The organism is Leclercia sp. LSNIH8 (genome assembly GCF_002920195.1).
Taxonomy (GTDB): Bacteria; Pseudomonadota; Gammaproteobacteria; order Enterobacterales; family Enterobacteriaceae; genus Enterobacter.
Window position 1 is genome coordinate 163,028 of sequence record NZ_PQJY01000002.1, and the last position, 23,241, is coordinate 186,268.

At 56.1% G+C, this 23,241-nt stretch carries 27 protein-coding genes; 11 read left to right on the top strand and 16 right to left on the bottom strand.

The features are described from left to right. Positions 1 to 111 precede the first annotated feature (111 nt). From eitA to C3406_RS05650, 6 genes are all read left to right on the top strand, one after another. Entirely contained in the window at positions 112 to 1,110 is a 999-nt protein-coding gene (gene eitA / locus C3406_RS05625; RefSeq protein ID WP_103822680.1) for a siderophore ABC transporter substrate-binding protein EitA, read from the top strand. After that, positions 1,110 to 2,147: a FecCD family ABC transporter permease gene (locus C3406_RS05630; RefSeq protein WP_103822681.1), complete on the top strand. Its 1,038-nt coding sequence runs from the start codon at positions 1,110 to 1,112 to the stop codon at positions 2,145 to 2,147. The genes eitA and C3406_RS05630 overlap by 1 nt, the downstream gene beginning before the upstream one ends. Further along, a complete protein-coding gene (eitC, locus tag C3406_RS05635) occupies positions 2,147 to 2,908 on the top strand; it encodes a siderophore ABC transporter ATP-binding protein EitC (protein WP_103822682.1) in 762 nt (253 codons plus the stop codon). Before C3406_RS05630 ends, eitC begins: the two co-directional genes overlap by 1 nt. Before the next feature lie 13 nt (positions 2,909 to 2,921). Continuing rightward, complete coding sequence (locus C3406_RS05640) at positions 2,922 to 4,154, top strand: MDR family MFS transporter (protein ID WP_103822683.1); 1,233 nt, start codon at positions 2,922 to 2,924, stop codon at positions 4,152 to 4,154. 451 nt (positions 4,155 to 4,605) lie between these two features. Continuing rightward, positions 4,606 to 5,664, top strand: coding sequence for a bifunctional transcriptional activator/DNA repair enzyme AdaA (locus C3406_RS05645; protein ID WP_233210539.1), 1,059 nt, complete (start codon positions 4,606 to 4,608; stop codon positions 5,662 to 5,664). Between the two features lie 8 nt (positions 5,665 to 5,672). Continuing rightward, the gene (locus tag C3406_RS05650; RefSeq protein WP_103829358.1) at positions 5,673 to 6,431 is read left to right on the top strand and encodes an isocitrate lyase/PEP mutase family protein; all 759 of its coding nucleotides are present in this window, start codon (positions 5,673 to 5,675) and stop codon (positions 6,429 to 6,431) included. A gap of 203 nt (positions 6,432 to 6,634) precedes the next feature. Here C3406_RS05650 and C3406_RS05655 read toward each other — a convergent pair whose 3' ends face one another. Beyond that, a complete protein-coding gene (locus C3406_RS05655; protein WP_103822686.1) occupies positions 6,635 to 6,979 on the bottom strand; it encodes a nitrous oxide-stimulated promoter family protein in 345 nt (114 codons plus the stop codon). A 189-nt stretch (positions 6,980 to 7,168) separates the two neighbouring features. Here C3406_RS05655 and C3406_RS05660 point away from each other — a divergent pair, with 189 nt between their 5' ends. Further along, on the top strand, positions 7,169 to 7,399 hold the full coding sequence (locus tag C3406_RS05660; RefSeq protein WP_103180903.1) for a SymE family type I addiction module toxin: 231 nt from the start codon (positions 7,169 to 7,171) through the stop codon (positions 7,397 to 7,399). A gap of 113 nt (positions 7,400 to 7,512) precedes the next feature. Beyond that, complete coding sequence (gene mutS, locus C3406_RS05665) at positions 7,513 to 10,074, top strand: DNA mismatch repair protein MutS (RefSeq protein ID WP_103822687.1); 2,562 nt, start codon at positions 7,513 to 7,515, stop codon at positions 10,072 to 10,074. A gap of 139 nt (positions 10,075 to 10,213) precedes the next feature. Here the strand turns inward: mutS and C3406_RS05670 are convergent, their stop codons facing one another. From C3406_RS05670 to C3406_RS05680, 3 genes are read right to left on the bottom strand one after another with little or no spacing between them, the layout of a single operon-like run. Next, entirely contained in the window at positions 10,214 to 10,453 is a 240-nt protein-coding gene (locus C3406_RS05670) for a non-oxidative hydroxyarylic acid decarboxylases subunit D (protein WP_103822688.1), read from the bottom strand. Between the two features lie 10 nt (positions 10,454 to 10,463). Next, entirely contained in the window at positions 10,464 to 11,891 is a 1,428-nt protein-coding gene (locus C3406_RS05675) for a non-oxidative hydroxyarylic acid decarboxylases subunit C (protein WP_103822689.1), read from the bottom strand. Next, positions 11,881 to 12,483, bottom strand: coding sequence for a non-oxidative hydroxyarylic acid decarboxylases subunit B (locus C3406_RS05680; RefSeq protein WP_103822690.1), 603 nt, complete (start codon positions 12,481 to 12,483; stop codon positions 11,881 to 11,883). The genes C3406_RS05675 and C3406_RS05680 overlap by 11 nt, the downstream gene beginning before the upstream one ends. 172 nt (positions 12,484 to 12,655) lie before the next feature. On the opposite strand from C3406_RS05680, the gene C3406_RS05685 reads away from it, so the two are divergent. Both C3406_RS05685 and C3406_RS05690 read left to right on the top strand, forming a co-directional pair. Continuing rightward, positions 12,656 to 13,072 carry a MarR family winged helix-turn-helix transcriptional regulator gene (locus tag C3406_RS05685; RefSeq protein ID WP_103180909.1) on the top strand — a complete coding sequence of 139 codons (417 nt, stop codon included), beginning with the start codon at positions 12,656 to 12,658 and terminating at the stop codon, positions 13,070 to 13,072. Beyond that, positions 13,069 to 13,446, top strand: coding sequence for a DUF4440 domain-containing protein (locus C3406_RS05690; protein ID WP_103822691.1), 378 nt, complete (start codon positions 13,069 to 13,071; stop codon positions 13,444 to 13,446). Before C3406_RS05685 ends, C3406_RS05690 begins: the two co-directional genes overlap by 4 nt. A gap of 51 nt (positions 13,447 to 13,497) precedes the next feature. Here C3406_RS05690 and rpoS read toward each other — a convergent pair whose 3' ends face one another. Together rpoS and nlpD are read right to left on the bottom strand one after the other, a co-directional pair. After that, positions 13,498 to 14,490 carry an RNA polymerase sigma factor RpoS gene (gene rpoS / locus C3406_RS05695; protein WP_103180911.1) on the bottom strand — a complete coding sequence of 331 codons (993 nt, stop codon included), beginning with the start codon at positions 14,488 to 14,490 and terminating at the stop codon, positions 13,498 to 13,500. 60 nt (positions 14,491 to 14,550) lie between these two features. Next, complete coding sequence (gene nlpD, locus C3406_RS05700) at positions 14,551 to 15,615, bottom strand: murein hydrolase activator NlpD (protein ID WP_231604353.1); 1,065 nt, start codon at positions 15,613 to 15,615, stop codon at positions 14,551 to 14,553. On the opposite strand from nlpD, the gene C3406_RS26430 reads away from it, so the two are divergent. Next, positions 15,521 to 15,724: a hypothetical protein gene (locus tag C3406_RS26430; RefSeq protein ID WP_231604148.1), complete on the top strand. Its 204-nt coding sequence runs from the start codon at positions 15,521 to 15,523 to the stop codon at positions 15,722 to 15,724. The two genes, nlpD and C3406_RS26430, sit on opposite strands and share 95 nt — an antisense overlap. A 66-nt stretch (positions 15,725 to 15,790) precedes the next feature. On the opposite strand, the gene C3406_RS05705 is transcribed toward C3406_RS26430, so the two are convergent. The 10 genes from C3406_RS05705 to cysD all read right to left on the bottom strand — a co-directional run bounded on the left by C3406_RS05705 (position 15,791) and on the right by cysD (position 23,219). Then, positions 15,791 to 16,417 (bottom strand): protein-L-isoaspartate(D-aspartate) O-methyltransferase, encoded by a 627-nt coding sequence (locus C3406_RS05705; RefSeq protein ID WP_103822693.1) that lies wholly within the window; start codon positions 16,415 to 16,417, stop codon positions 15,791 to 15,793. Then, positions 16,411 to 17,172, bottom strand: coding sequence for a 5'/3'-nucleotidase SurE (surE, locus tag C3406_RS05710; RefSeq protein WP_103180914.1), 762 nt, complete (start codon positions 17,170 to 17,172; stop codon positions 16,411 to 16,413). The genes C3406_RS05705 and surE overlap by 7 nt, the downstream gene beginning before the upstream one ends. Next, complete coding sequence (gene truD, locus C3406_RS05715; RefSeq protein ID WP_103822694.1) at positions 17,153 to 18,202, bottom strand: tRNA pseudouridine(13) synthase TruD; 1,050 nt, start codon at positions 18,200 to 18,202, stop codon at positions 17,153 to 17,155. Before truD ends, surE begins: the two co-directional genes overlap by 20 nt. Then, complete coding sequence (ispF, locus tag C3406_RS05720) at positions 18,199 to 18,678, bottom strand: 2-C-methyl-D-erythritol 2,4-cyclodiphosphate synthase (protein ID WP_006811766.1); 480 nt, start codon at positions 18,676 to 18,678, stop codon at positions 18,199 to 18,201. The genes truD and ispF overlap by 4 nt, the downstream gene beginning before the upstream one ends. Further along, positions 18,678 to 19,388 carry a 2-C-methyl-D-erythritol 4-phosphate cytidylyltransferase gene (gene ispD / locus C3406_RS05725; RefSeq protein ID WP_103822695.1) on the bottom strand — a complete coding sequence of 237 codons (711 nt, stop codon included), beginning with the start codon at positions 19,386 to 19,388 and terminating at the stop codon, positions 18,678 to 18,680. The genes ispF and ispD overlap by 1 nt, the downstream gene beginning before the upstream one ends. Positions 19,389 to 19,407: 19 nt before the next feature. Continuing rightward, the gene (gene ftsB, locus C3406_RS05730) at positions 19,408 to 19,719 is read right to left on the bottom strand and encodes a cell division protein FtsB (protein ID WP_032613637.1); all 312 of its coding nucleotides are present in this window, start codon (positions 19,717 to 19,719) and stop codon (positions 19,408 to 19,410) included. A 167-nt stretch (positions 19,720 to 19,886) separates the two neighbouring features. Then, the gene (locus C3406_RS05735; RefSeq protein WP_103822696.1) at positions 19,887 to 20,210 is read right to left on the bottom strand and encodes a DUF3561 family protein; all 324 of its coding nucleotides are present in this window, start codon (positions 20,208 to 20,210) and stop codon (positions 19,887 to 19,889) included. Between the two features lie 58 nt (positions 20,211 to 20,268). After that, positions 20,269 to 20,874, bottom strand: coding sequence for an adenylyl-sulfate kinase (cysC, locus tag C3406_RS05740; RefSeq protein WP_103822697.1), 606 nt, complete (start codon positions 20,872 to 20,874; stop codon positions 20,269 to 20,271). Beyond that, positions 20,874 to 22,301: a sulfate adenylyltransferase subunit CysN gene (gene cysN, locus C3406_RS05745; RefSeq protein ID WP_103822698.1), complete on the bottom strand. Its 1,428-nt coding sequence runs from the start codon at positions 22,299 to 22,301 to the stop codon at positions 20,874 to 20,876. The genes cysC and cysN overlap by 1 nt, the downstream gene beginning before the upstream one ends. Before the next feature lie 9 nt (positions 22,302 to 22,310). After that, positions 22,311 to 23,219 carry a sulfate adenylyltransferase subunit CysD gene (gene cysD, locus C3406_RS05750; protein ID WP_015963247.1) on the bottom strand — a complete coding sequence of 303 codons (909 nt, stop codon included), beginning with the start codon at positions 23,217 to 23,219 and terminating at the stop codon, positions 22,311 to 22,313. Positions 23,220 to 23,241: the final 22 nt, after the last annotated feature.

Sequence of the window (23,241 nt, forward strand, 5' to 3'; positions counted from 1 at the left end):
TCATTGACACCATGAATATATCATTGTATAAAACCCCGCCACAATAAATGATATTCATTCTCAGCCATGCTCCCGGGCTGTCATCAATAAATTAATGAAGGATAGCGTTTCATGAAAAAGATCATCAGTGCATTAGGCTTGCTGATCGCGACAGCCGGTTCTGCTTTTGCAACCACCTACCCTCTGACGATCGAGAACTGCGGCTATAAAGAGACCTTCACCAAAGCACCGGAGCGCGTGGTCGCACTGGGCCAGAACACCGTAGAAATTCTCTTACTGCTGGGCCTGCAGGATAAGGTCGCCGCCAGCGCCTTCTGGCCGACCAAAGTGCTGCCTGAACTCGCTGAAAAGAATGAAAAAGTTAAATTGCTGACCGTCGAGATCCCGACGCTAGAGTCTATCCTTGCGCAAAATCCGGACTTCGTTCCGGCCCAGCTGCCGCTGCTGCTGGGGCCAGAGAGTAAAGTCGCCAAACGCGAAGATCTGGCTACCGTCGGCGTGAACAGCTACATGTCGCCGGGCATGTGCGCCACCAAAAAAGATGTGGGCGATATGTACGGCAGCCGCCAGAAGCTGTGGGATATGACCTTCCTGTATAAAGAGATCGAAGACTTCGCCAAAATCTTTAACGTCGAAGATCGCGGCCAGGCGTTGATTGCCGATTTTAAAAAGCGTGAAGCCGACCTGCGGGCAGAATTCAGCAAAAACAAAAAAGACCTCTCATTTGTCTTCTGGTTCTCCAGCTCCTCCCCCTCTTCTGACGCCTACGTCGGCGGTAAAAACAGCGCCTCCGGCTTTATCGCTAACGTGCTGGGCGGCCACAACGCCATCACCTCTGAAACGGAATGGCCGACCGTCGGCTGGGAGAGCATTATCGCTGCCAACCCGGACGTGATCGTGGTCTCCAGCCTCGACCGTAACCGCTGGGCGCTGGATAACGCCGAGGAAAAAATCAAATTCCTGAAAAGCGATCCCGCCGTCAGCCAGCTCGATGCGGTGAAAAAAGGCCACATCGTGGTGATGGACGGCCAGGCGATGAACCCGACCATCCGCACCCTCTACGGCGCGGAGCAGATTGGTGAACAGCTCAGAAAAATGGAACTGAATTAATGACCGCAGTGGTACAACAGACCCGCCTGAACTGGCTGTTGCCAGCTTCGGGTTTCCTGGCGGTGGTCGCGCTGCTGCTGGTTATCGCTTTTGGCGTCAGCGTGGGGGAGTTGTCGATCCCCCTGCAGAGCGTGTTCTACGCCATTACCAATAAAATGGGCTTAACCGAGGTGCCGCTCAATCGCATCTATGAGAGCGTGATCTGGGACTTTCGTCTGAGCCGGGCGCTGGTGGCGGCCTGCTGCGGTGCGGGTCTGGCTATCTGCGGCGCGGTGCTGCAAAGCCTGCTGAAAAACGCCCTCGCCGAACCTTACGTCCTGGGGGTATCTGCCGGGGCGTCAACCGGTGCGGTCTCCGTGGTCGTGCTGGGCATTGGCAGCGGTACCGTGACACTTTCCGCCGGGGCCTTCGCCGGCGCGTTTACCGCCTTCGCGTTTGTGGCCCTGCTGACGAACGGTGCCCGCGGCGGCAGCGAACGCACCATCCTTGCCGGGGTGGCCGCCTCGCAGCTGTTTAACGCCATCACCGCCTGGACCGTCAGCACCTCGGCGAGCGCCCAGCAGGCACGCGACGTGATGTTCTGGCTGCTGGGCAGCTTTAGCGGCGTGAGATGGCCCGAGTTCCAGATGGTGCTGGTCGCGGTGCTGGTCGGTCTGGCTGTCTGTCTCTGGTACGCCCGGGCGCTCGACGCCTTCACCTTTGGCGACGATGCCGCCGCATCGCTGGGGATCGCTGTCCCTTGGGTGCGCCTGATCCTGTTTATCGTTACCGCACTGATGACCGCCACCATCGTCAGTATGGCGGGCTCCATCGGCTTTGTCGGCCTGGTGGTACCACACATGATGCGCTTCTTCTTTGGTCCGCTGCACCGCACGCTGCTTATCGCCAGCGCGCTGGCGGGTGCCATCCTGATGGTGCTGGCGGATATCGCCTCGCGCCTGCTGATCGCCCCGCAAAGCCTGCCGGTCGGCGTGGTGACTGCGCTGGTGGGCGTCCCGTTCTTTGCTGTGATTATCTACCGTTCAAGGAATAAGTGATGAGCATCACTGCTGAAAATATCACCTGGAAGGTGGGTAAAAAGGTCATCGTCGACAATGTCTCGCTGGCAGTATCTCAGGGGCAGACCGTCGGCCTGCTGGGGCCAAACGGCTCCGGCAAATCCTCGCTGCTGCGGATCCTGGCCGGTTTACGTCGCCCCCATAGCGGCACCGTCGCGCTGGATGGCAAAAGCATCAGTGGTATCCCGAAAAAGCAGCTCGCCCGGCGGGTAGCCTTTGTGGAACAGCACGGCATGACCGATGCCAACATGCGCGTGCGGGACGTGGTAAAGCTGGGGCGTATTCCGCACCACTCCCCTTTCTCCGGCTGGACGGCGCAGGATGACGAAACGGTAAACCAGGCGCTGAAGACGGTGGATATGATGCATCACAGCGAGCAGGGCTGGCTGAGTCTCTCCGGCGGCGAGCGCCAGCGGGTGCATATCGCCCGGGCGCTGGCGCAAATGCCAACCGAGATCCTGCTGGATGAACCCACTAACCATCTGGATATTCACCATCAGATGCAATTGATGCAGTTGATCAGCCAGCTGCCGGTCACCAGCATTGTCGCCATTCACGATCTTAACCACGCCTCCATGTTCTGTGATGCGCTAATCGTGATGCAAAAAGGGTGCGTTGTCGCCAGCGGTACGCCGCAGGCAATCCTGACCGAAGAGCTGCTGTGGGAGATATTCCGGGTGAAAACCCGCATTGAGCTCTCCCCCGATCATGGCAAAAAACATATTCACTTCCTCGTCTGAGGCGAGGTAACAGGTGCTATCCATTCGTCCCGCGACGCAACTCTGGCCGCCCGTCTTACTGGGCAGCCAGTTTGTTTTCAACATCGGTTTTTACGCCGTTGTCCCCTTCCTGGCGATTTTTTTACGCGACGATATGCTGCTCTCCGGCGGCGTTATCGGGCTGGTGCTCGGGCTGCGGACCTTCTCCCAGCAGGGGATGTTTATCGTTGGCGGCGCCCTCTCCGACCGCTACGGCGCGCGCATCATTATTCTTTGCGGCTGCGTTGTGCGGGTGGTGGGCTATCTGCTGCTGGCCTTTGGCTACAGCCTGCCGGTCATTATTGCCGGGGCATGCCTCACCGGGATCGGCGGGGCGCTGTTTTCCCCTTCCATCGAAGCGTTACTGGCCAAAGCCGGAACCCGCAGCGAGGCGCAGGGCAAACGCAGCCGCGCCGAGTGGTTCGCCCTCTTTGCGGTGTGCGGCGAGCTGGGGGCAGTGCTTGGCCCGGTCGCGGGCGCCCTGCTCACCGGCCTGGGCTTTCGTCAGGTGGCGCTGGCCGGGGCCGCGGTCTTCGTGGTGGCGCTTATCGTGCTGTTCTTCTGTTTACCTTCAGGCTCAGCAAAAAATCAGCCGCTGCATATCACCCCCTGGTGGACCACCTTTCGCCAGCCGCGGTTCGTGGCGTTCATCATCGCCTGGAGCAGCTGGCTGTTAAGCTATAACCAGCTCTATCTGGCGCTCCCGGTGGAGATCCAGCGTGCTGGCGGCAGCGAGAAAGATCTTGGCCCACTGTTTATGCTGGCCTCGGGGCTGGTGATCCTTTTTCAGCTGCCGCTGGCGCGTTTTGCCCGTCGGGTGGGGGCGGTGCGGATCCTGCCGGTGGGCTTTTTGCTTATCGCCGCCGCGTTTCTGAGCGTCGCGCTCTTTGCCTCTTCAACGCCGGGCACGGGGTTGCTGCGTCTGCTGCCTGCGGCCTGTTTTGTCACCCTGCTGACCACCGGGCAGATGCTGCTGGTGCCGGCGGGCAAAGATGTGGTGCCGTGGTTTGCGAGTGAATCGACTTTAGGCGCGCACTATGGCGCGCTGGCTACCGCTGGGGGCTGCGCGGTGCTGGCGGGGAATTTATTGCTCGGCGATCTGCTCGACCGGGCGCTGACGCCTTCCGCCGGGGCGATCGTTCCGTGGCTGGTGTTGGCGGTGTTTCCGCTGTGCAGTGCAATTGCTATGGTCGTTATCTGCCGCCCGATGCGTAGGCCGCGAGGCTAATCGGCTGACGCCACAGCATGCGCGGCCCTGACCGGGGCATCACCTGCTCATCTTCTACATAAGACATCCATTCGCCAGATGCCCGAATGAATCGAAGGAAAACTGGGAGTGCTTCTCGGTTTAATGAAAACCAGATTCTTGATGCAGTCTCGATTGTATTCACACTATGATTACAACAAAGCACAATCCGAAAAAACATTTTAATTCAATAAGATAAAAATATGGCTGGTGATTATTATCACAGAATTGCATGCTTTTAAAAAAACCAAATACGATTTTTTTGGTATTTATATCCGTTTAAAATTTAAATTTTATGTGAATAAACTATTAAAAAACTCATATTTAAACAAAAACTCTGTTTTACTCTTTGAACAAATAGATGCCCGTTTTTAGTCGCTCCCCTCCCCAGCATTCCATTAACATTATTGGAACACCACCCAAACGAGGCATCATGATGCTATTCGATATTCCTTCAGATGACGTTCTTTATAAGGCATTGATTGAACGGGATCCTTCCTATGAAGGCTTTGCATATGTGGGGGTCAAAAGCACAGGTATCTTCTGCAAGCTGACCTGTCCTGCCAGAAAACCCAAAAAAGAAAATTCAACCTGTTATTCATCTATAGGTTCAGCGCTGGAAGCCGGGTTCAGACCTTGCAAACGCTGTAGACCGATGGCTATCGGCCTGACTCGTGAGCCTATGATTGACAAGCTACTGGATGAGCTGGAAAGCGACACTGATAAAAAGTGGTCCGAAGGTGCCATTGCAGAAATGGGATTCGATCCGTCGACAGTCAGGCGGGCATTCAGACGTCAGTTTGGCATTACTTTTTTAGAAATTGCCCGGCAGAGAAAGATTGGGAGAAGTGTGGAGTCTTTGACTGACGGATCAAAAGTGATCGATGCACAATTAACAGCCAATTATGATTCAGGAAGCGGATTCCGTAATGCAATATCGCGGCATATCGGTGTTTCTCCCAAAAATGCTCATAATAGATTTTACCTTAAAGCAGACTGGATAGAGACCCCTATCGGAACAATGATCGCCATTGCGGATAAATACTCTCTTTATTTACTGGAATTTCTCGACAGAAAAGCGCTGCCAGGCGAAATGGAAAAACTTAAAAAAATCACCAACGCCGAAATTGTTATGGGCCGCGAAGCCCCCATCGATCTCGTTGAGAAAGAGCTTAACTTATACTTCGAGGGTAGAATTTTCCATTTTAATACACCCTTAGCAGAATTTGGCACAAGATTTACAAGAGGAGTCTGGGATGCGCTGAGAAAAATTCCTATGGGCGAATTAAGAAGTTATTCAGATATTGCTAAAGAGATAGGCAATACCACGGCTTGTCGGGCAGTTGCCCGAGCTAATGGAGCAAATCACATCTCCATTTTAATCCCATGCCATAGAGTAATTGGCGCAGACGGAACATTAACAGGATATGGTGGTGGACTGTGGCGTAAGAAATGGTTAATCGAACATGAACGCAGAATATCCAATAAGTGAGAGGCACTATGAATAAGCACATCGAATCATTTCATCTATTGCACAAAAAGGATCGCCCTCTTTTTCTCTACAATATCTGGGACGCCGGTACGGCCAAAATTCTTGCCACTAATGGCGCAGAGGCGATTGCGACCAGCAGCTGGTCTGTTGCGGAGGCACAGGGATACACTGACGGGCAATCCATACCTTTTGATGAGTTACTTCTAGTTGTAAAAAATATTGTTAAAGCGGTAAACCTTCCAGTCACTGTCGACTTCGAAAGCGGATACGCTCAGGAATTAAAAGCGGTTTGTGAAAACTTCTTTGCGTTGATTGATATCGGAGTCGCAGGCGTTAACTTTGAGGACCAAAATATCGCTCAGGGTGGTATATTCGGGATAGAAGAGCAATCTGAAAGAATAACAGCCCTGAGAAAAACAGCAGATAAAATGGGGGTTAATGTTTTCATTAATGCCAGAACAGATATTTTCTTGCAAGAAGGTGACCAGAACAAACATACCAATTTACTAGAAGCCGTCATCCACAGAGGACGTGCATATCGTGAGGCTGGCGCAAATGGATTCTTTATTCCTGGTACCACAGACCATTATTTAATAAAACAAGTTTGTTCGGCAGTCGATTTACCAGTAAATATAATGGATTTAAGCAGTAAACCGGACCTTCAGGCTTACAGTAAATCTGGCGTTAGCCGTGTAAGTATCGGTCCAAAATCCTGGATTGAATTTTGTGGGCAACTGAAAGATAAAGCTATAGAAATTTATCGCTAAATTTACCTCACCTATTCATTTAGAAAATATTAATTTCAATTTTCAGAAAGTACTGTAAATAATATACATTAACTTTCTTCAAGCCTGATACATAGCAAGAAAAATGCATTCGGTTGATTTAATAATGGTCAACTATGAGCTATCTCATCTCGCAGTTAAAATGGCAATCTGCCGCCCGATACGCAGGCCGCGCACCTGAGAGGTTACTTTTTCGGGCGGTACTTTTCCGGCAGCTCTGGCACCGGGCGGCGATCGTCAATCAAATGGCGAATCGTCAGAATCGGGTGACGCCAGAGCATGCGCGGCCCCGCCCAACGCATGACCTGCTTCATCTCTTCACGCTTAGCGGGCTGGTAGCAGTGGACCGGGCACTGCTTGCAGGCCGGTTTCTCTTCACCAAACACGCATTTATCCAGCCGCTTGTCGGCATACGCATTCAGCGCTGCGTAGTGTCCCGCCTCTTTAGATGCCTGCGGGCACTGCTTTTCATAGAGCGCGATCATCTTGCGGATGGTCTCTTTTTCGCGCGCGATCCGTTTTCCTGCCATAGTCTAATACCTAATAATAAGTTGTATTTATAATACCCTTTTCAGGCTGGATATTCAGCCCGATTTCATATTTTACATTTCGTTTTCTGAAGACGCTTCGCAGTTCTGCGTTTGTCTCAGGTTCATTTTACTGGCATTTTATACAGGTGTTTATATCACCTGATCCTTGCCCGAGAAAAAGGAGTTTCTATGTCAGATATCAGCATTTCCAGACCCAGCCGTCAGCTCACCGTGGGGTATTTCAGAAAGCGCCATGAGGATCGCAAGACCAAGATCCCAACACGCTACAGCGTACACGCCGCGCTGAGTTTAAAAGGCGACTGGCTGGAAGAGGCCGGTTTTAAAACCCATTCCCGGGTGCGGGTGCTGGTGGAACAGGGAAAACTGGTGATTGAGCTGGTCGGCGAAGAGCCGGACTAAGGCGGTGACATTTTGCTGCGCCGGGCCATTTTTTCATGCGACAATAGCGGCAATACACGACCCTAACGTCGCCTGAACAGCACTGTTTTCAAAGAAATGGACATCATCACTCCATGACCGCTACTGACAATTTCGACGCCCACACCCCCATGATGCAGCAGTACCTGAAGCTGAAAGCTCAGCATCCGGAGATCCTGCTCTTTTACCGGATGGGCGACTTTTACGAGCTGTTTTATGACGATGCGAAACGCGCCTCGCAGCTGCTCGACATCTCCCTGACCAAACGTGGCGCCTCGGCAGGTGAACCCATCCCGATGGCCGGTATTCCGCATCATGCGGTAGAGAACTACCTGGCGAAGCTGGTTAACCAGGGTGAATCGGTCGCTATCTGCGAACAGATTGGCGACCCGGCCACTTCGAAAGGTCCGGTTGAGCGCAAAGTGGTACGCATCGTCACGCCGGGCACCATCAGCGATGAAGCGCTGTTACAGGAGCGCCAGGATAACCTGCTCGCCGCCATCTGGCAGGAGAGCAAAGGTTTCGGTTACGCCACGCTCGATATCAGCTCCGGGCGTTTTCGCCTGAGTGAACCGGCCGACCGCGAAACCATGGCGGCCGAACTGCAACGCACGAATCCTGCGGAGTTGCTGTATGCCGAAGATTTCGCCGAGATGGGGCTGCTTGAGGGGCGTCGCGGTCTGCGTCGCCGTCCGCTATGGGAATTTGAAATCGATACCGCGCGCCAGCAGCTCAATCTGCAATTTGGTACCCGCGATCTGACCGGCTTTGGCGTAGAAAACGCGCCACGCGGCCTGTGCGCCGCGGGCTGTCTGCTGCAGTACGTAAAAGATACCCAGCGCACCGCCCTGCCGCATATCCGCTCCATTACGATTGAACGCCAGCAGGACAGCATCATTATGGATGCCGCCACCCGCCGCAATCTGGAGATCACCCAGAATTTAGCCGGTGGTGTGGAGAACACCCTCGCCTCGGTGCTCGACAGTACCGTCACCCCGATGGGCAGCCGTATGCTGAAACGCTGGCTGCATATGCCGGTGCGCGATATTGCCACGCTCACTGCGCGCCAGCAGACCATTGGTGCCCTGCAGGATCGGTACAGCGACATTCAGCCGGTATTGCGTCAGGTGGGCGATCTGGAACGTATTCTGGCACGGCTGGCGCTGCGCACCGCACGCCCGCGCGATTTAGCCCGCATGCGCCATGCCTTCCAGCAACTGCCTGAACTGCGCAGCCAGCTGGCGGAGGTTGACTGCGCCCCGGTGCAAAAGCTGCGCGAGGCGATGGGCGAATTTAGCGAACTGCGCGAACTGCTGGAAAAAGCCATCATTGAAGCCCCGCCGGTGCTGGTGCGTGACGGCGGCGTGATTGCTCCAGGCTACAACGAAGAGCTGGACGAGTGGCGATCCCTGGCCGATGGCGCGACGGATTATCTGGATAAGCTGGAGATCCGCGAGCGTGAGCGCCTTGGACTGGACACCCTGAAGGTCGGTTACAACGCGGTACACGGCTACTTTATTCAGATCAGCCGTGGACAGAGCCATCTGGCCCCTATTCACTACGTGCGCCGCCAGACGCTGAAAAACGCCGAGCGTTACATTATTCCGGAGCTGAAAGAGTACGAAGACAAAGTGCTCACCTCCAAAGGCAAAGCCCTGGCGCTGGAAAAACAGCTGTATGATGCCCTGTTCGACATCCTGATGCCGCACCTTGCGGATCTGCAGCAGAGCGCCGCGGCGCTGGCCGAGCTGGATGTACTGGTTAACCTGGCAGAACGTGCCGAGACGCTGAACTACTGCTGCCCAACCTTCACCGATAAGCCAGGCGTGCGCATTACCGAAGGGCGCCACCCCGTGGTGGAACAGGTACTGAACGAACCGTTTATCGCCAACCCGCTGAACCTGTCGCCGCAGCGCCGGATGCTGATTATTACCGGGCCAAACATGGGCGGTAAAAGTACCTATATGCGCCAGACGGCACTGATTGCGCTGCTGGCCTACATCGGCAGCTACGTTCCGGCACAAAAGGTGGAGATCGGCCCTATCGACCGTATCTTTACCCGCGTCGGCGCGGCGGACGATCTGGCAAGCGGTCGCTCCACCTTTATGGTCGAGATGACCGAAACGGCGAATATTCTGCACAACGCCACGGAGTACAGCCTGGTGCTGATGGATGAGATTGGCCGTGGCACCTCAACCTATGACGGGCTCTCGCTGGCGTGGGCCTGTGCCGAAAGCCTGGCCAATAAGATCAAAGCCCTGACCCTGTTTGCTACCCACTACTTTGAGCTGACGCAACTGCCGGAGAAGATGGAGGGCGTGGCGAACGTGCATCTGGATGCGCTGGAGCACGGCGATACCATCGCCTTTATGCACAGCGTACAGGATGGCGCGGCGAGCAAAAGTTACGGACTGGCGGTGGCGGCGCTGGCAGGGGTGCCGAAAGAGGTAATCAAGCGCGCGCGCCAGAAGCTGCGCGAGCTGGAAAGCCTGGCGCCAAACGCGGCGGCCACCCAGGTAGATGGCACCCAGATGTCGCTGCTGGTCCCTGCCGAAGAGACCTCCCCGGCGCTGGAAGCCCTGGAGAACCTCGACCCGGATTCCCTGACGCCACGTCAGGCGCTGGAGTGGATTTATCGGTTGAAGAATCTGGTGTAGCGCTCTGCGGTCTCTCTTGCCCGGTGGCGCTACGCTTACCGGGCCTACGGGAATTTCGTGCGGGCTCGCTATCGCTTACCGGGCCTACAAAAGACGCTGGATCCCAGGCCGGGTAAGGCGTAGCCGCCACCCGGCTTTTTTATCCGCGCTTATCTTCCGCCAGCAACGGCGGAATGGTCGGCACCTGTGGGGCATCGTTGATATCCTTCTGCGTCATGCGAAACGCTTCGGGATAGTGCTCACGGCTGGTGCGGCGCAGCGGCTCGGTATCACGCCAGGTATACAGACAGTGCTGGCACTGATACACCGTCCAGACATCTTTAACTGGCGACGTCGCCATCACCTCAATATGTTCATCGGCACAACGTGGACAAATCATTTTCCCCTCCTTATTTACGTGCGGCCAGCATCGCGGTCAGTTTTTCGGCCCAGGCTTTGGTTTCAGGCAGATCCTGTACCGGCTGGCTGTAGTGTCCACGCATATCGGGTGCAACCGGTGTGGTGGCGTCGATAATCAATTTGTCGGTGATCCCCGCAGGGCTTGACCCCGGATCCAACTCCAGCACCGACATGTTCGGCAGCTGCACCAGATCCCCTGCTGGGTTCACTTTCGATGACAGCGCCCACATCACCTGCGGCAGGTTGAACGGATCGACATCCTCATCCACCATGATCACCATCTTCACGTAGCCCAGACCGTGCGGCGTGGTCATTGCCCGAAGGCCAACGGCACGGGCAAAGCCGCCGTAGCGTTTTTTGGTGGAGATAATTGCCAGCAGGCCGTGGGTGTACATAGCGTTCACCGCCTGCACTTCCGGGAACTCGGCTTTCAGCTGCTGGTAGAGCGGCACGCAGGTTGCCGGGCCCATCAGATAGTCGATTTCGGTCCACGGCATCCCAAGATAGAGCGACTCAAAAATCGGTCTTGTGCGGTAAGAAACTTTATCGATGCGCACCACGGTCATGTTACGGCCACCGGAGTAGTGTCCGGTGAACTCCCCGAAAGGCCCTTCGATTTCACGTTTGCGGCCTTCAATCACCCCTTCGAGAATCACTTCCGAACCCCAGGGGACGTCAAAACCGGTGAGCGGCGCGGTGGCGATCGGATACGGGCTTTCGCGTAACGCTCCCGCCATCTCATATTCTGATTGATCGTACTTCAGCGGCGTCGCCCCCATCAGGGTGATGATCGGGTCATTGCCCAGGGTGATCGCAATCGGCAGATCCTGCCCGCGCTCTTCCGCTTTATGCAAATGCAGGGCGATGTCATGCATCGGCACCGGCTGCAGACCCAGCTTGCGTTTGCCCTTCACCTCCATGCGGTAGATGCCGACGTTCTGCTTGCCGAAGTGATCCGGATCGAGGGGATCGCGGGAGACCACACAGGCTTTATCCAGATAGAATCCGCCGTCACCGTCGTTCAGGCGGAACAGCGGCAAAATATCGAACAGATTGATCGCGTCGCCATCCACCGTGTTCTCTGCCCAGGCCGGGTTTGCGCGACGCTCCGGCGCAACCGGGAAGTTATCCCAGCGGCGAATAAACTCGTCGATCTGCTTTTTGACCGGTGTATTCGGCGGAAGCCCCATGGAGATGGCGTGATTCTGCCAGGATCCGATGGTGTTCATCGTCACGCGGGCGTCGGTAAAGCCGCGGATGTTGTCAAACCAGAGCGCAGGTGCGCCATCGCCAATGCGCCCGGTAGCATTGGCTGCCGCGGCCAGATCCGGCTCCGCATCGACCTGTTCCGTAATTTTCAACAGTTGCCCTTGCTCATCGAGCGCCTGCAGGAAGCTTCTCAAATCATCAAATGCCATGTTTATTCTCCTGGGAAAAATGTCTGGCCGCCTGTAACCCCTCCCAGCGACGGGCTTTGTTATGCACCAGACCAAACTGATCGAGCACCCGGGTCACAATGTGTTGAGTAATGTCATCGGCGGTTTGCGGGTGGTTGTAATAAGCGGGCATCGGCGGCACCATTGCCACGCCCATGCGGGAAAGCGCCAGCATATTTTCAAGATGGATAGTGCTGAGCGGCATTTCCCGCGGGACCAGAACCAGCTTGCGTCCCTCTTTTAACACCACGTCAGCGGCACGCCCCACCAGCCCTTCGGCATAGCCTGCGCGGATGCCCGCCAGAGTTTTCATGCTGCAGGGAATGACGATCATGCCGTCGGTGCGAAAGGAGCCGGATGAGATGGTTGCCCCCTGATCCGCCGGGCTGTGAATCACATCCGCCAATCCGGCAACATCCTGAGCGGTATAGGGCGTTTCCAGTTCAATCGTTGTTTTCGCCCATTTCGACATCACCAGATGGGTTTCTACTTCCGGCATGTCGCGCAGCGCCTGCAGCAATGCCACGCCAAGCGGCGCACCGGTCGCCCCTGTCATCCCAACAATCAATCTCATCCAACACCTCATTTCATTTGTTCGCATACGAACTTTTTGCTTACCGTACGCCCGGATCTGGGCGCTGACAAGATCGTTCGCATACGATCACACGAAATGATAAAACGGACCGCGTTAAATTCACCGCTGATCGGGGCTATCATAAAGAGATCATTTTTATGCCGGAGAGTTCATGGAACTAAAACAAGAAGCGTTCCACCTGTTACGTCAGCTTTTTCAGCAACATACTGCGCGCTGGCAGCAGGCCTTACCCGAGCTGACTAAGCCGCAATACGCGGTGCTGCGTTCTATCGCGGAACATCCCGGCATTGAGCAGGTGGCGCTCACCGAAGCGGCGGTAAGCACCAAAGCTACCCTCGCGGAGATGCTGAGCCGTATGGAATTACGTGGGCTGGTGAAGCGCGAAGCCGATGCTGCAGATAAGCGCCGCCGGTTTGTATTCTTAACGCCGGAAGGCGAAGCGTTGCTCGGCAACTGTAAACCGGTAGGGAATCATGTCGATGAGGCTTTTCTGGGGCGTTTAACGGCTGAGGAGCGTCGCCAGTTTACGGAGTTGGTTCGCAAAATGATGGTAAAGGAGAGAGAATGACCCGCTATGAAACAGAAATTATTGATGCTCACATCGCATTAGAAAAGTGGTTAGGCCAGGGTGAAGGCGATTTTGCCCCCCTGCTCGCCCGTTTTCATCAGGATTTTTTGATGATTGCCCCAACCGGCGCACACCTGGATCACCCCGCGCTCACACGTTTCCTCGAGGCTCAGCGCGGCAGCCGCCCTGGACTGAAGATCGTGATTGATGAAATAACGACGTTGCAGACCTGGGATAACGGTGCAGTGCTTCACTACCGTGAAACACAAACCCGCCCGGATCAGCCGGTGAACGTGCGCTGGTCCAGCGCTATCCTGAACCAGGAGGGAGATAACCTCACCTGGCGTCTGCTACACGAAACCGCAGCGCCTTAAGCAAAAGAAAAAGACCAGTCTTTCGACTGGCCTTTTTTGACGAAAAGGTGCTTACTCGCGGAACAGCGCTTCGATATTCAGCCCTTGGCCCTGCAGGATTTCACGCAGGCGACGCAGACCTTCTACCTGAATCTGACGAACACGTTCACGGGTCAGGCCGATTTCACGACCGACATCTTCCAGTGTCGCAGCTTCATACCCCAGCAGACCGAAACGACGTGCCAGCACTTCACGCTGTTTGGCGTTCAGTTCGAACAGCCATTTGACGATGCTCTGTTTCATATCATCGTCCTGCGTGGTGTCTTCCGGGCCGTTGTCTTTTTCATCGGCTAGGATGTCCAGCAGCGCTTTCTCGGAATCGCCACCCAGCGGGGTGTCGACGGAGGTAATACGCTCGTTGAGACGCAGCATACGGCTAACATCATCAACAGGTTTATCAAGCTGTTCGGCAATCTCTTCCGCGCTTGGCTCGTGGTCCAGCTTATGGGACAACTCGCGTGCGGTACGCAGATAGACGTTCAACTCTTTCACGATGTGAATAGGCAGTCGAATCGTACGGGTCTGGTTCATGATTGCCCGTTCGATGGTCTGTCGGATCCACCACGTCGCATAGGTTGAGAAACGGAACCCACGTTCAGGGTCAAATTTCTCTACTGCGCGGATCAGGCCCAGGTTGCCCTCTTCAATCAGATCCAGCAGAGCCAGACCACGATTGCTGTAACGACGGGCAATCTTAACCACCAGACGCAGGTTACTTTCAATCATGCGACGACGTGAAGCCACATCACCACGTAATGCCCGGCGCGCGAAGTAAACTTCTTCTTCGGCTGTTAACAGTGGGGAGTAACCAATCTCCCCAAGGTAAAGCTGAGTCGCGTCCAGCACACGTTGTGTGGCACCCTGCGATAACAGCTCTTCTTCAGCTAAATCGTTATCACTGGGTTCCTCTTCTACTAAGGCTTTTTCGTCAAAAGCCTCTACTCCGTTCTCATCAAATTCCGCGTCTTCATTTAAATCATGAACTTTCAGCGTATTCTGACTCATAAAGGTGGCTCCTACCCGTGATCCCTGGGCGCAACATACCAAAAGATATGTCCCGCCAAATTATCGCTGCGGTAAATACTGCAGCGGGTTTACGGATTTCCCCTTGTAACGAATTTCAAAATGCAAGCGTGTAGAACTGGTTCCGGTGCTACCCATGGTAGCTATTTTCTGCCCCGCCTTAACTTCTTGTTGTTCCCGGACCAGCATCGTATCGTTATGGGCGTAGGCACTCAGGTAATCATCGTTGTGTTTGATGATAATAAGATTACCGTAACCGCGCAGAGCGTTACCGGCGTATACCACGCGTCCATCAGCGGTCGCGATAATAGCCTGTCCCTTACTCCCTGCGATATCGACCCCTTTATTTCCCCCCTCGGAGGAAGAAAAGTTCTCGATAACCTTGCCTTCAGTCGGCCAGCGCCACGAAGAAATTGGCGAGCTGGACGTCTGACTACTGGCAACGGGTGCGGTAGAGCTAACCACAGGAGCCGTAACGGGTGCTGTAACAACAGTCGCAGTCCCCTTATTGTTCGGCAACATCTTGTTAGCACTCTGTTCACCTGAATCTTCAGAATACGTAATTGTCGGTTGCGACGCAACCACTGTGCTTGATTTTTGCGCAGGCGTCACACTGTTATTTTGCGCCGTGACGTCAGCCGCAGAAACGGTATTGCCTGGCGTTAACGGCGCGCCGGTCGCATTGCCCACCTGCAGCGTCTGGCCGACATTCAGGCTATACGGGGCCGGAACGTTGTTTCGCTCTGCTAAATCACGGAAATCGTTCCCGGTGATCCAGGCAATATAGAAGAGGGTATCGCCGCGTTTCACGGTGTAAGTGCTGCCGCCAGTATAGCTGCCTTTCGGAATGTTCCCATACTTGCGGTTATACACAATGCGGCCATTTTCCGTCTGGACAGGTTGTTCCACTGGCTGAATCTGCACTGGCTGGGTAACCGGGCGCTGAACAGGCTGGATTTGCGGAGTTTGTTGCGCCGTAGAGGTGCCCATCTTAGGCGGAGGGGTGATCAGCATGCCACCGGATGAATTACCAGAACCGCTATCACCGCCGACCGAACTTACAGGCGCAGGGGCATTATTCGATGTTGAACAACCTGCCAACCAGATTGAAACCAGTGACAATGCCGCAACACGGCTGATGGTGAATTTTGGGCTTCCCGCGCTCATTTATCCCCCAGGATTATTTTTAATTACCAGTGACTTAAAATTACCGTAATGTCACGACGTTTTGCGCCACACCATACGCTGAATTTGCCTGAATAACCCTGGAAAAATCCGAGTCTCAGGCCAGCTCTCCTTTTACCAGAGGCACGAAACGTACGGCTTCTACGGTATCGATAATAAACTCGTTGCCCCGTCGACGAACACGCTTCAACAGCTGGTGTTCATCGCCCACCGGTAAAACGAGGATCCCGCCGTCGTCCAGTTGCGCCATCAGCGCAGCCGGGATCTCAGGCGGTGCAGCCGTCACGATAATGGCATCAAACGGGCCGCGAGCCTTCCAGCCCTGCCAGCCATCCCCGTGACGGGTAGAAACATTATGTAAATCGAGCTGCTTCAGGCGGCGGCGTGCCTGCCATTGCAGCCCTTTAATGCGCTCAACCGAGCAGACATGATGCACCAGGTGCGCCAGAATGGCGGTCTGGTATCCAGAACCGGTGCCAATCTCCAGCACCCGCGAGTCCGGGGTCAGCTCCAGCAGCTCGGTCATGCGCGCCACCATATAGGGCTGGGAGATGGTTTGCCCCTGCCCTATCGGCAACGCGACGTTTTCCCACGCCTTGTGCTCAAACGCCTCATCCACGAACTTTTCCCGCGGTACCCGCGAGATGGCGTCCAGCACCCGCTCGTCAGCAATGCCCTGACTGCGTAATTGATTCAGAAGAGTTTGTACACGATTGCTTACCATTGCGAGCTCACCCCGGCGCGATCCAGCCAGCCTGAAACCACATCCTGCGCGTTATGCGCGGTCAAATCGACGTGCAGCGGGGTGACGGAGACGTAGCCTTCATCTACGGCGGCGAAATCGGTATCCGGCCCGGCATCATGTTTTTCGCCCGGCGGACCAATCCAGTACAGCGTGTTGCCGCGCGGATCTTCCTGCGGGATCACTTTATCCGCCGGGTGGCGGCTGCCACAGCGCGTCACGCGGATACCTTTGATTTGATCCAGCGGCAGATCGGGCACGTTGATATTAAGGATGCGGCCAGTGCGCAGCGGCTCACGGCTCAGCGCGCGCAGAATGGCGCAGGTGACCGCGGCGGCGGTATCGTAATGCTGATGGCCGTTAAGCGAGACCGCCAGGGCAGGAAAGCCGAGATGGCGTCCTTCCATGGCGGCCGCCACCGTACCGGAGTAGATCACGTCATCGCCCAGGTTGGGTCCGGCATTAATGCCGGAGACCACCACGTCCGGGCGGGGACGCATCAGCGCATTAACCCCCAGAAAGACACAGTCGGTCGGGGTGCCCATCTGCACGGCGATATCACCGTTATCGAAGGTAAAGGTGCGAAGAGACGACTCGAGTGTTAACGAGTTAGAGGCACCGCTGCGGTTACGATCGGGAGCCACCACCTGCACCTCGGCGAACTCACGTAGCGCTTTCGCCAGCGTCTGAATGCCTGGCGCATGGATCCCGTCATCGTTACTCAGCAATATTCGCATAGTCACCCGAAGTGTTGATAAGTTCCCTGACAACACTGGTGGCAAAGCTGCCTGCCGGCAGCCAGAAACGTAGCTCGACGGTTACGTCATCCCACCAGTTCCAGCTCAACTGTTGCGGATAGAGCAGCATCGCCCGGCGTGCCGCTTCGACTTTTTCACGCACCAGCAGTGAGCATAACTCTGTTTCATCGGCGATGGCAGACTGTTCAAAGCGCAGCGCATCACCCTGCGGACCCCAGTCGCCGGTACCCGGCAGGGCCGCAGTGATCATCAGCGTTTTTGCCTCGACGCGCGCCTGCACATCGCGCAGCTCTTCGTCAGTGGCGACAAACCAGCTGCCGCGTCCCGCTAATTGTAGCGCATCGCCGACAACAACTTGATTCGCGTCTCTTTTTTTCAGTCGCTCGCTGACGATTTGATTAAACAACGCGCTGCGGGCTGCCGACAACCAAAAACTGCGTTTATTGCGATCGCGCACCGGAGCATTGCTCTGCGCCCAGCGCAGCGCGCCCTGCAAGTTACTGCCGCCGATGCCAAAACGCTGCGCGCCAAAGTAGTTCGGCACCCCTTGCGCCTGGATGGCCTTAAGACGTTGCTCCACCTCGTCGCGGTGGCTTACCTCGCGCAGCACCAGGGTAAAAGCATTGCCCTTTAACGCGCCGAGGCGCAGCTTGCGCTTATGGCGGGCGTATTCCAGTACCTGGCAGCCCTCAAGCTGGAACTGGCTTAAGTCGGGCATCCCGTTACCCGGCACCCGCGCGCAGAGCCACTGTTCCGTCACGGCGTGTTTGTCTTTCTGCCCGGCGAAGCTCACTTCACGGGCGTGAATTTTCAGGAACTTTGCCAGCGCATCGGCCACAAAGCGGGTGTTGCAGCCGTTCTTCAGGATCCGCACCAGAATATGCTCGCCCTCGCCATCCGGCTCAAAACCCAGATCCTCGACGACCCTAAAATCTTCCGGGTTGGCTTTCAGCAGCCCCGTGCCCTGCGGTTTACCGTGCAGGTAGGTCAGGTTGTCCAAGTCCGTCATTTCGCCGCCTTCACCAGCAGCGCCACGGCTTCGCAGGCGATGCCTTCACCACGGCCGGTAAAGCCGAGTTTCTCGGTGGTGGTCGCTTTGACATTGACGTCATCCATATGGCAGCCAAGATCTTCGGCGATAAAGACGCGCATCTGGGGAATATGCGGCAGCATTTTCGGCGCCTGGGCAATAATGGTCACATCCACGTTGCCAAGGGTATAGCCTTTGGCCTGAATACGGCGCCAGGCTTCGCGCAGCAGCTCGCGGCTGTCCGCCCCTTTGAAGGCCGGATCGGTATCCGGGAACAGCTTGCCGATATCGCCAAGCGCCGCGGCACCCAGCAGCGCATCGGTTAACGCGTGCAGGGCAACATCGCCATCAGAATGCGCGAGCAGTCCTTTTTCGTAAGGGATGCGTACGCCGCCAATGATAATTGGGCCCTCGCCGCCAAAGGCGTGTACGTCAAAACCATGTCCAATTCGCATTATGCCTTCTCCTGATGGGTCGAACGGGTAAGATAAAATTCTGCCAGCTGTAAATCTTCGGGGCGCGTCACCTTTATATTATCTGCGCGCCCTTCAATCAGTTCCGGGTGAAAACCGCAATACTCCAGCGCCGAGGCTTCGTCGGTGATGGTTGCGCCTTCGTTCAGCGCACGGGTTAAGCAGTGGTGCAACAGCTCGCGAGGGAAAAATTGCGGCGTGAGCGCATGCCAGAGGTCAACGCGCTCCACCGTATGGGCGATGGCCGGCAGACCGGGCTCGCCGCGTTTCATGGTATCGCGAACCGGCGTGGCCAGAATGCCGCCAACGCGGCTGGTTTCGCTGATGGCCAGCAGCCGCGCCAGGTCATCCTGATGCAGGCACGGACGCGCCGCATCGTGCACCAGTACCCACTGCGCGTCACCGGCGGCTATCAGTCCCGCCAGCACCGAATCGGCACGCTCTGCGCCACCGTCCACCACGGTCACCTGCGGGTGGCGGGCAAGCGGCAGCGCGGCGAAGCGGGCGTCGCCCGGGCTGATAGCGATAACGACCCGCGTCACGCGTGGGTTCGCCAGCAGCGCCGCCACGGTGTGCTCAAGGATCGTTTTATCACCAATTAAAAGGTATTGTTTAGGACATTCAGTCTGCATGCGCCGGCCAAACCCGGCGGCTGGCACAACGGCGCATACGTTGGAAAAAGTTACTGCCATGGCGTAATCCTGGGCCTGATTATCGAGTGTTTTGTACTGAGCCCTGGTTGCGTTTAGACGCATCCGGCACCAGACGATAGAAGGTTTCGCCCGGCTTAGTCATGCTGAGTTCGTTGCGCGCGCGCTCTTCAATGGCTTCCTGTCCGCCATTGAGATCGTCAATTTCCGCAAACAGCTGATCGTTTCGCGCTTTTAATTTGCTGTTTGTTGCCTGCTGCGCCGTCACGTCATCGCTGACGCGACTGTAATCGTGAAGGCCGTTCTTACCGAACCACAGCGAATACTGAAGCCAGACCAGCAGAGCCAGCAACAGCAGCGTAAGTTTACCCATCCTGCCCCCTGAAAAACGGCATCATCATCCCATAACTTTCCCCATGACTCTACATCGGGGCTACAGAGATGCCGCAACATTGCGGGCAAATGTACCACATTTTTTTTGCAGATTCGCGCAAGCCAACAATGTCACATAGTTGGTTACGGTTTGAATTATGGCTGAACTTATCCCATGAGCCACAAAAATAACAGTCCGACCATGGCGACGACCGTCATAACCGTTATCAGGGCGCTGTAGAGCAGTTTGCCGTTAAGCAGAGAGTGCAGCGCGATCCCTACCACAACGGCAACGGGCATCAGCGCCAGAAAGAAAGGCCAGGTATAAAGGAAGAAAAACAGCGTATTGCTGCCGTAAAACAGGAAAGGGATCCCCAGTGCCATCAGCCATGACGCAAAGCCGACAATCGCCCCAGGAAAAGACCAGGTCGTCTCGTCATGTGCCGATACTGTGTCCGACCCGGTGATGATGTAGTTTTCACTGTTCCGCATAGCTGATCCTGTGACCGTGACATATTGATGGAGATTAAGCATCCCCATCAATACCATCTCAGGATCTGATAATATCGCCCTGCCGGAGCAGGTCTAATAATTGACCCACCAAATTTGTTACCAATTGTTGGCCTTCCAGGTGGATATCGGGGTTTTCCGGCGCTTCGTAAACCGCATCAATGCCGGTGAAATTCTTCAGCTCGCCAGCGCGCGCCTTTTTGTACAGTCCCTTCGGATCGCGTTGCTCGCATATTTCCAGCGGGGTATCGACAAACACTTCAATGAAGCGGCTGTTTCCTACCCGCTCACGCACCATCTGCCGCTCGGCGCGGTGCGGTGAGATAAAGGCGGTTAACACCACCAGCCCGGCATCGGCCATCAGGCTGGCCACTTCGCCCACCCGACGGATGTTCTCTTTGCGATCCGCATCGCTAAAGCCCAGATCGCTGCACAGCCCATGGCGCACGTTGTCGCCATCCAGCAGATAGGTGCTGACGCCCGCTTTGTGCAGCGCCTCTTCCAGCGCGCCCGCAACGGTGGACTTACCGGACCCCGAGAGTCCGGTAAACCACAGCACAACCCCACGGTGACCGTGGAGCTGTTCGCGTTCGGCCACCGTGACCGGATGAGGATGCCAGACGACGTTCTCATCATGCTGCGCCATTACTTGCCTCCCAGCAGATCGCGCGCGTCCCAGTGCGGGAAGTGTTTGCGCACCAGCGCGTTGAGCTCCAGCTCAAAGGCGCTGAATTCAGACGGCACCGCGCTCGCCTGCGCTTTAGGTTCGCGCACCATCCCTGCGCCAACGGTGACGTTGGTCAGACGATCGATAATAATCAGCCCCCCGGTTACCGGGTTCTGCTGATACTCGTCCAGCACCAGCGGCTCGTCGAAGGTGAAATCCACCAGACCGATGCCGTTCAGCGGCAGTTCAGTCACGCTGTGCTGCGCCAGGTTGTTGATATCCACCTGATACTGAATGCCGTCCACGCGGGCGCGGGTTTTCTTCCCGGCAATCTTGATGTCGTAGCTCTGGCCCGGGCTCAGCGGCTGCTCGGCCATCCACACCACATCCACCGCGGCGCTTTGTACCGCAGGCAGCGACTCCTGCGCATCCACCAGCAGATCGCCGCGGCTGATATCGATCTCATCTTTCAGCACCAGGGTGACCGCTTCGCCAGCACTTGCTTCCTGCAGATCGCCATCGAAGGTCACGATGCGGGCAATGGCCGATTCCACGCCTGACGGCAGCACTTTCACGCGCTGACCCACCTGCACGCTGCCGGAGGCAATCGTGCCGGAGAAACCGCGGAAATCGAGGTTCGGGCGGTTGACGTACTGCACCGGGAAGCGCATCGGCTGCGTATCCACGTCGCGCTGGATCTCAACGGTCTCCAGCACTTCCAGCAGCGTCGGGCCGCTGTACCACGGCATGCTCACGCTCTGGGAAGCGACGTTATCCCCTTCCAGCGCCGAGAGCGGCACAAAGCGGATATCGAGGTTGCCCGGCAGCTGCTCGGCAAAGGTGAGATAGCTCTCGCGGATCTCGTTAAACTTCTCTTCGCTGAAGTTCACCAGATCCATCTTGTTAACCGCCACTACCAGATGCTTGATCCCCAGCAGCGTGGAGATAAAGCTGTGACGGCGGGTCTGATCCAGGACCCCTTTACGGGCGTCGATCAGCAGGATCGCCAGGTCGCAGGTTGAGGCCCCGGTCGCCATATTGCGGGTATACTGCTCATGCCCTGGGGTGTCGGCGATGATAAATTTGCGCTTCTCGGTGGAGAAATAGCGATAGGCCACGTCGATGGTGATGCCCTGCTCGCGCTCCGCCTGCAGGCCATCCACCAGCAGCGCCAGATCGAGTTTTTCACCCTGGGTACCGTGACGCTTGCTGTCGTTGTGCAGGGAAGAGAGCTGATCTTCATAGATCTGACGAGTATCGTGCAGCAGACGGCCAATCAAGGTGCTTTTTCCGTCGTCCACGCTGCCGCAGGTCAGAAAACGCAGCAAACTTTTGTGCTGCTGGGCGTGCAGGTAGGCTTCGACGCCGCCTTCATTGGCGATCTGTTGAGCAATAGTGGTATTCATGGCGGCTCCTTAGAAATAACCCTGACGTTTCTTCAGCTCCATCGAGCCTGCCTGGTCGCGGTCAATCACGCGCCCCTGTCGCTCGCTGGTGGTGGACACCAGCATCTCTTCGATGATCTCCGGCAGCGTTTGCGCGTCGGATTCCACCGCGCCGGTCAGCGGCCAGCAGCCGAGGGTACGGAAGCGCACCATCCGCTTTTTGATCACTTCGCCAGGCTGCAGGTCGATGCGATCGTCGTCGATCATCATCAGCATGCCGTCGCGCTCCAGTACCGGGCGTTCAGCCGCCAGGTAGAGCGGAACGATCTCGATATTTTCCAGATAGATGTACTGCCAGATATCCAGCTCGGTCCAGTTGGAGAGCGGGAAGACGCGGATGCTTTCGCCTTTATTGATCTGGCCGTTGTAGTTGTGCCACAGCTCCGGACGCTGGTTTTTAGGGTCCCAGCGGTGGAAGCGGTCACGGAAGGAGTAGATACGCTCCTTGGCGCGGGATTTCTCTTCATCCCGGCGGGCGCCGCCGAAAGCGGCATCAAAGCCGTATTTGTTCAGCGCCTGCTTCAGCCCTTCGGTCTTCATGATGTCGGTGTGCTTGGCGCTGCCGTGGACAAACGGGTTAATGCCCATCGCCACCCCTTCCGGGTTTTTATGCACCAGCAGTTCACAGCCGTAGGCTTTGGCGGTACGGTCACGGAACTCATACATTTCGCGGAATTTCCAGCCGGTATCCACGTGCAGCAGCGGGAACGGCAGCGTGCCTGGATAAAACGCTTTACGCGCCAGGTGCAGCATTACGCTGGAGTCTTTGCCGATGGAGTACATCATTACCGGATTTGCAAACTCAGCGGCCACTTCGCGGATAATATGAATACTCTCCGCTTCCAGTTGCCGCAGGTGCGTCAGTCGTTTTTGATCCATAACTGTTCCTTATAAGGCCTGG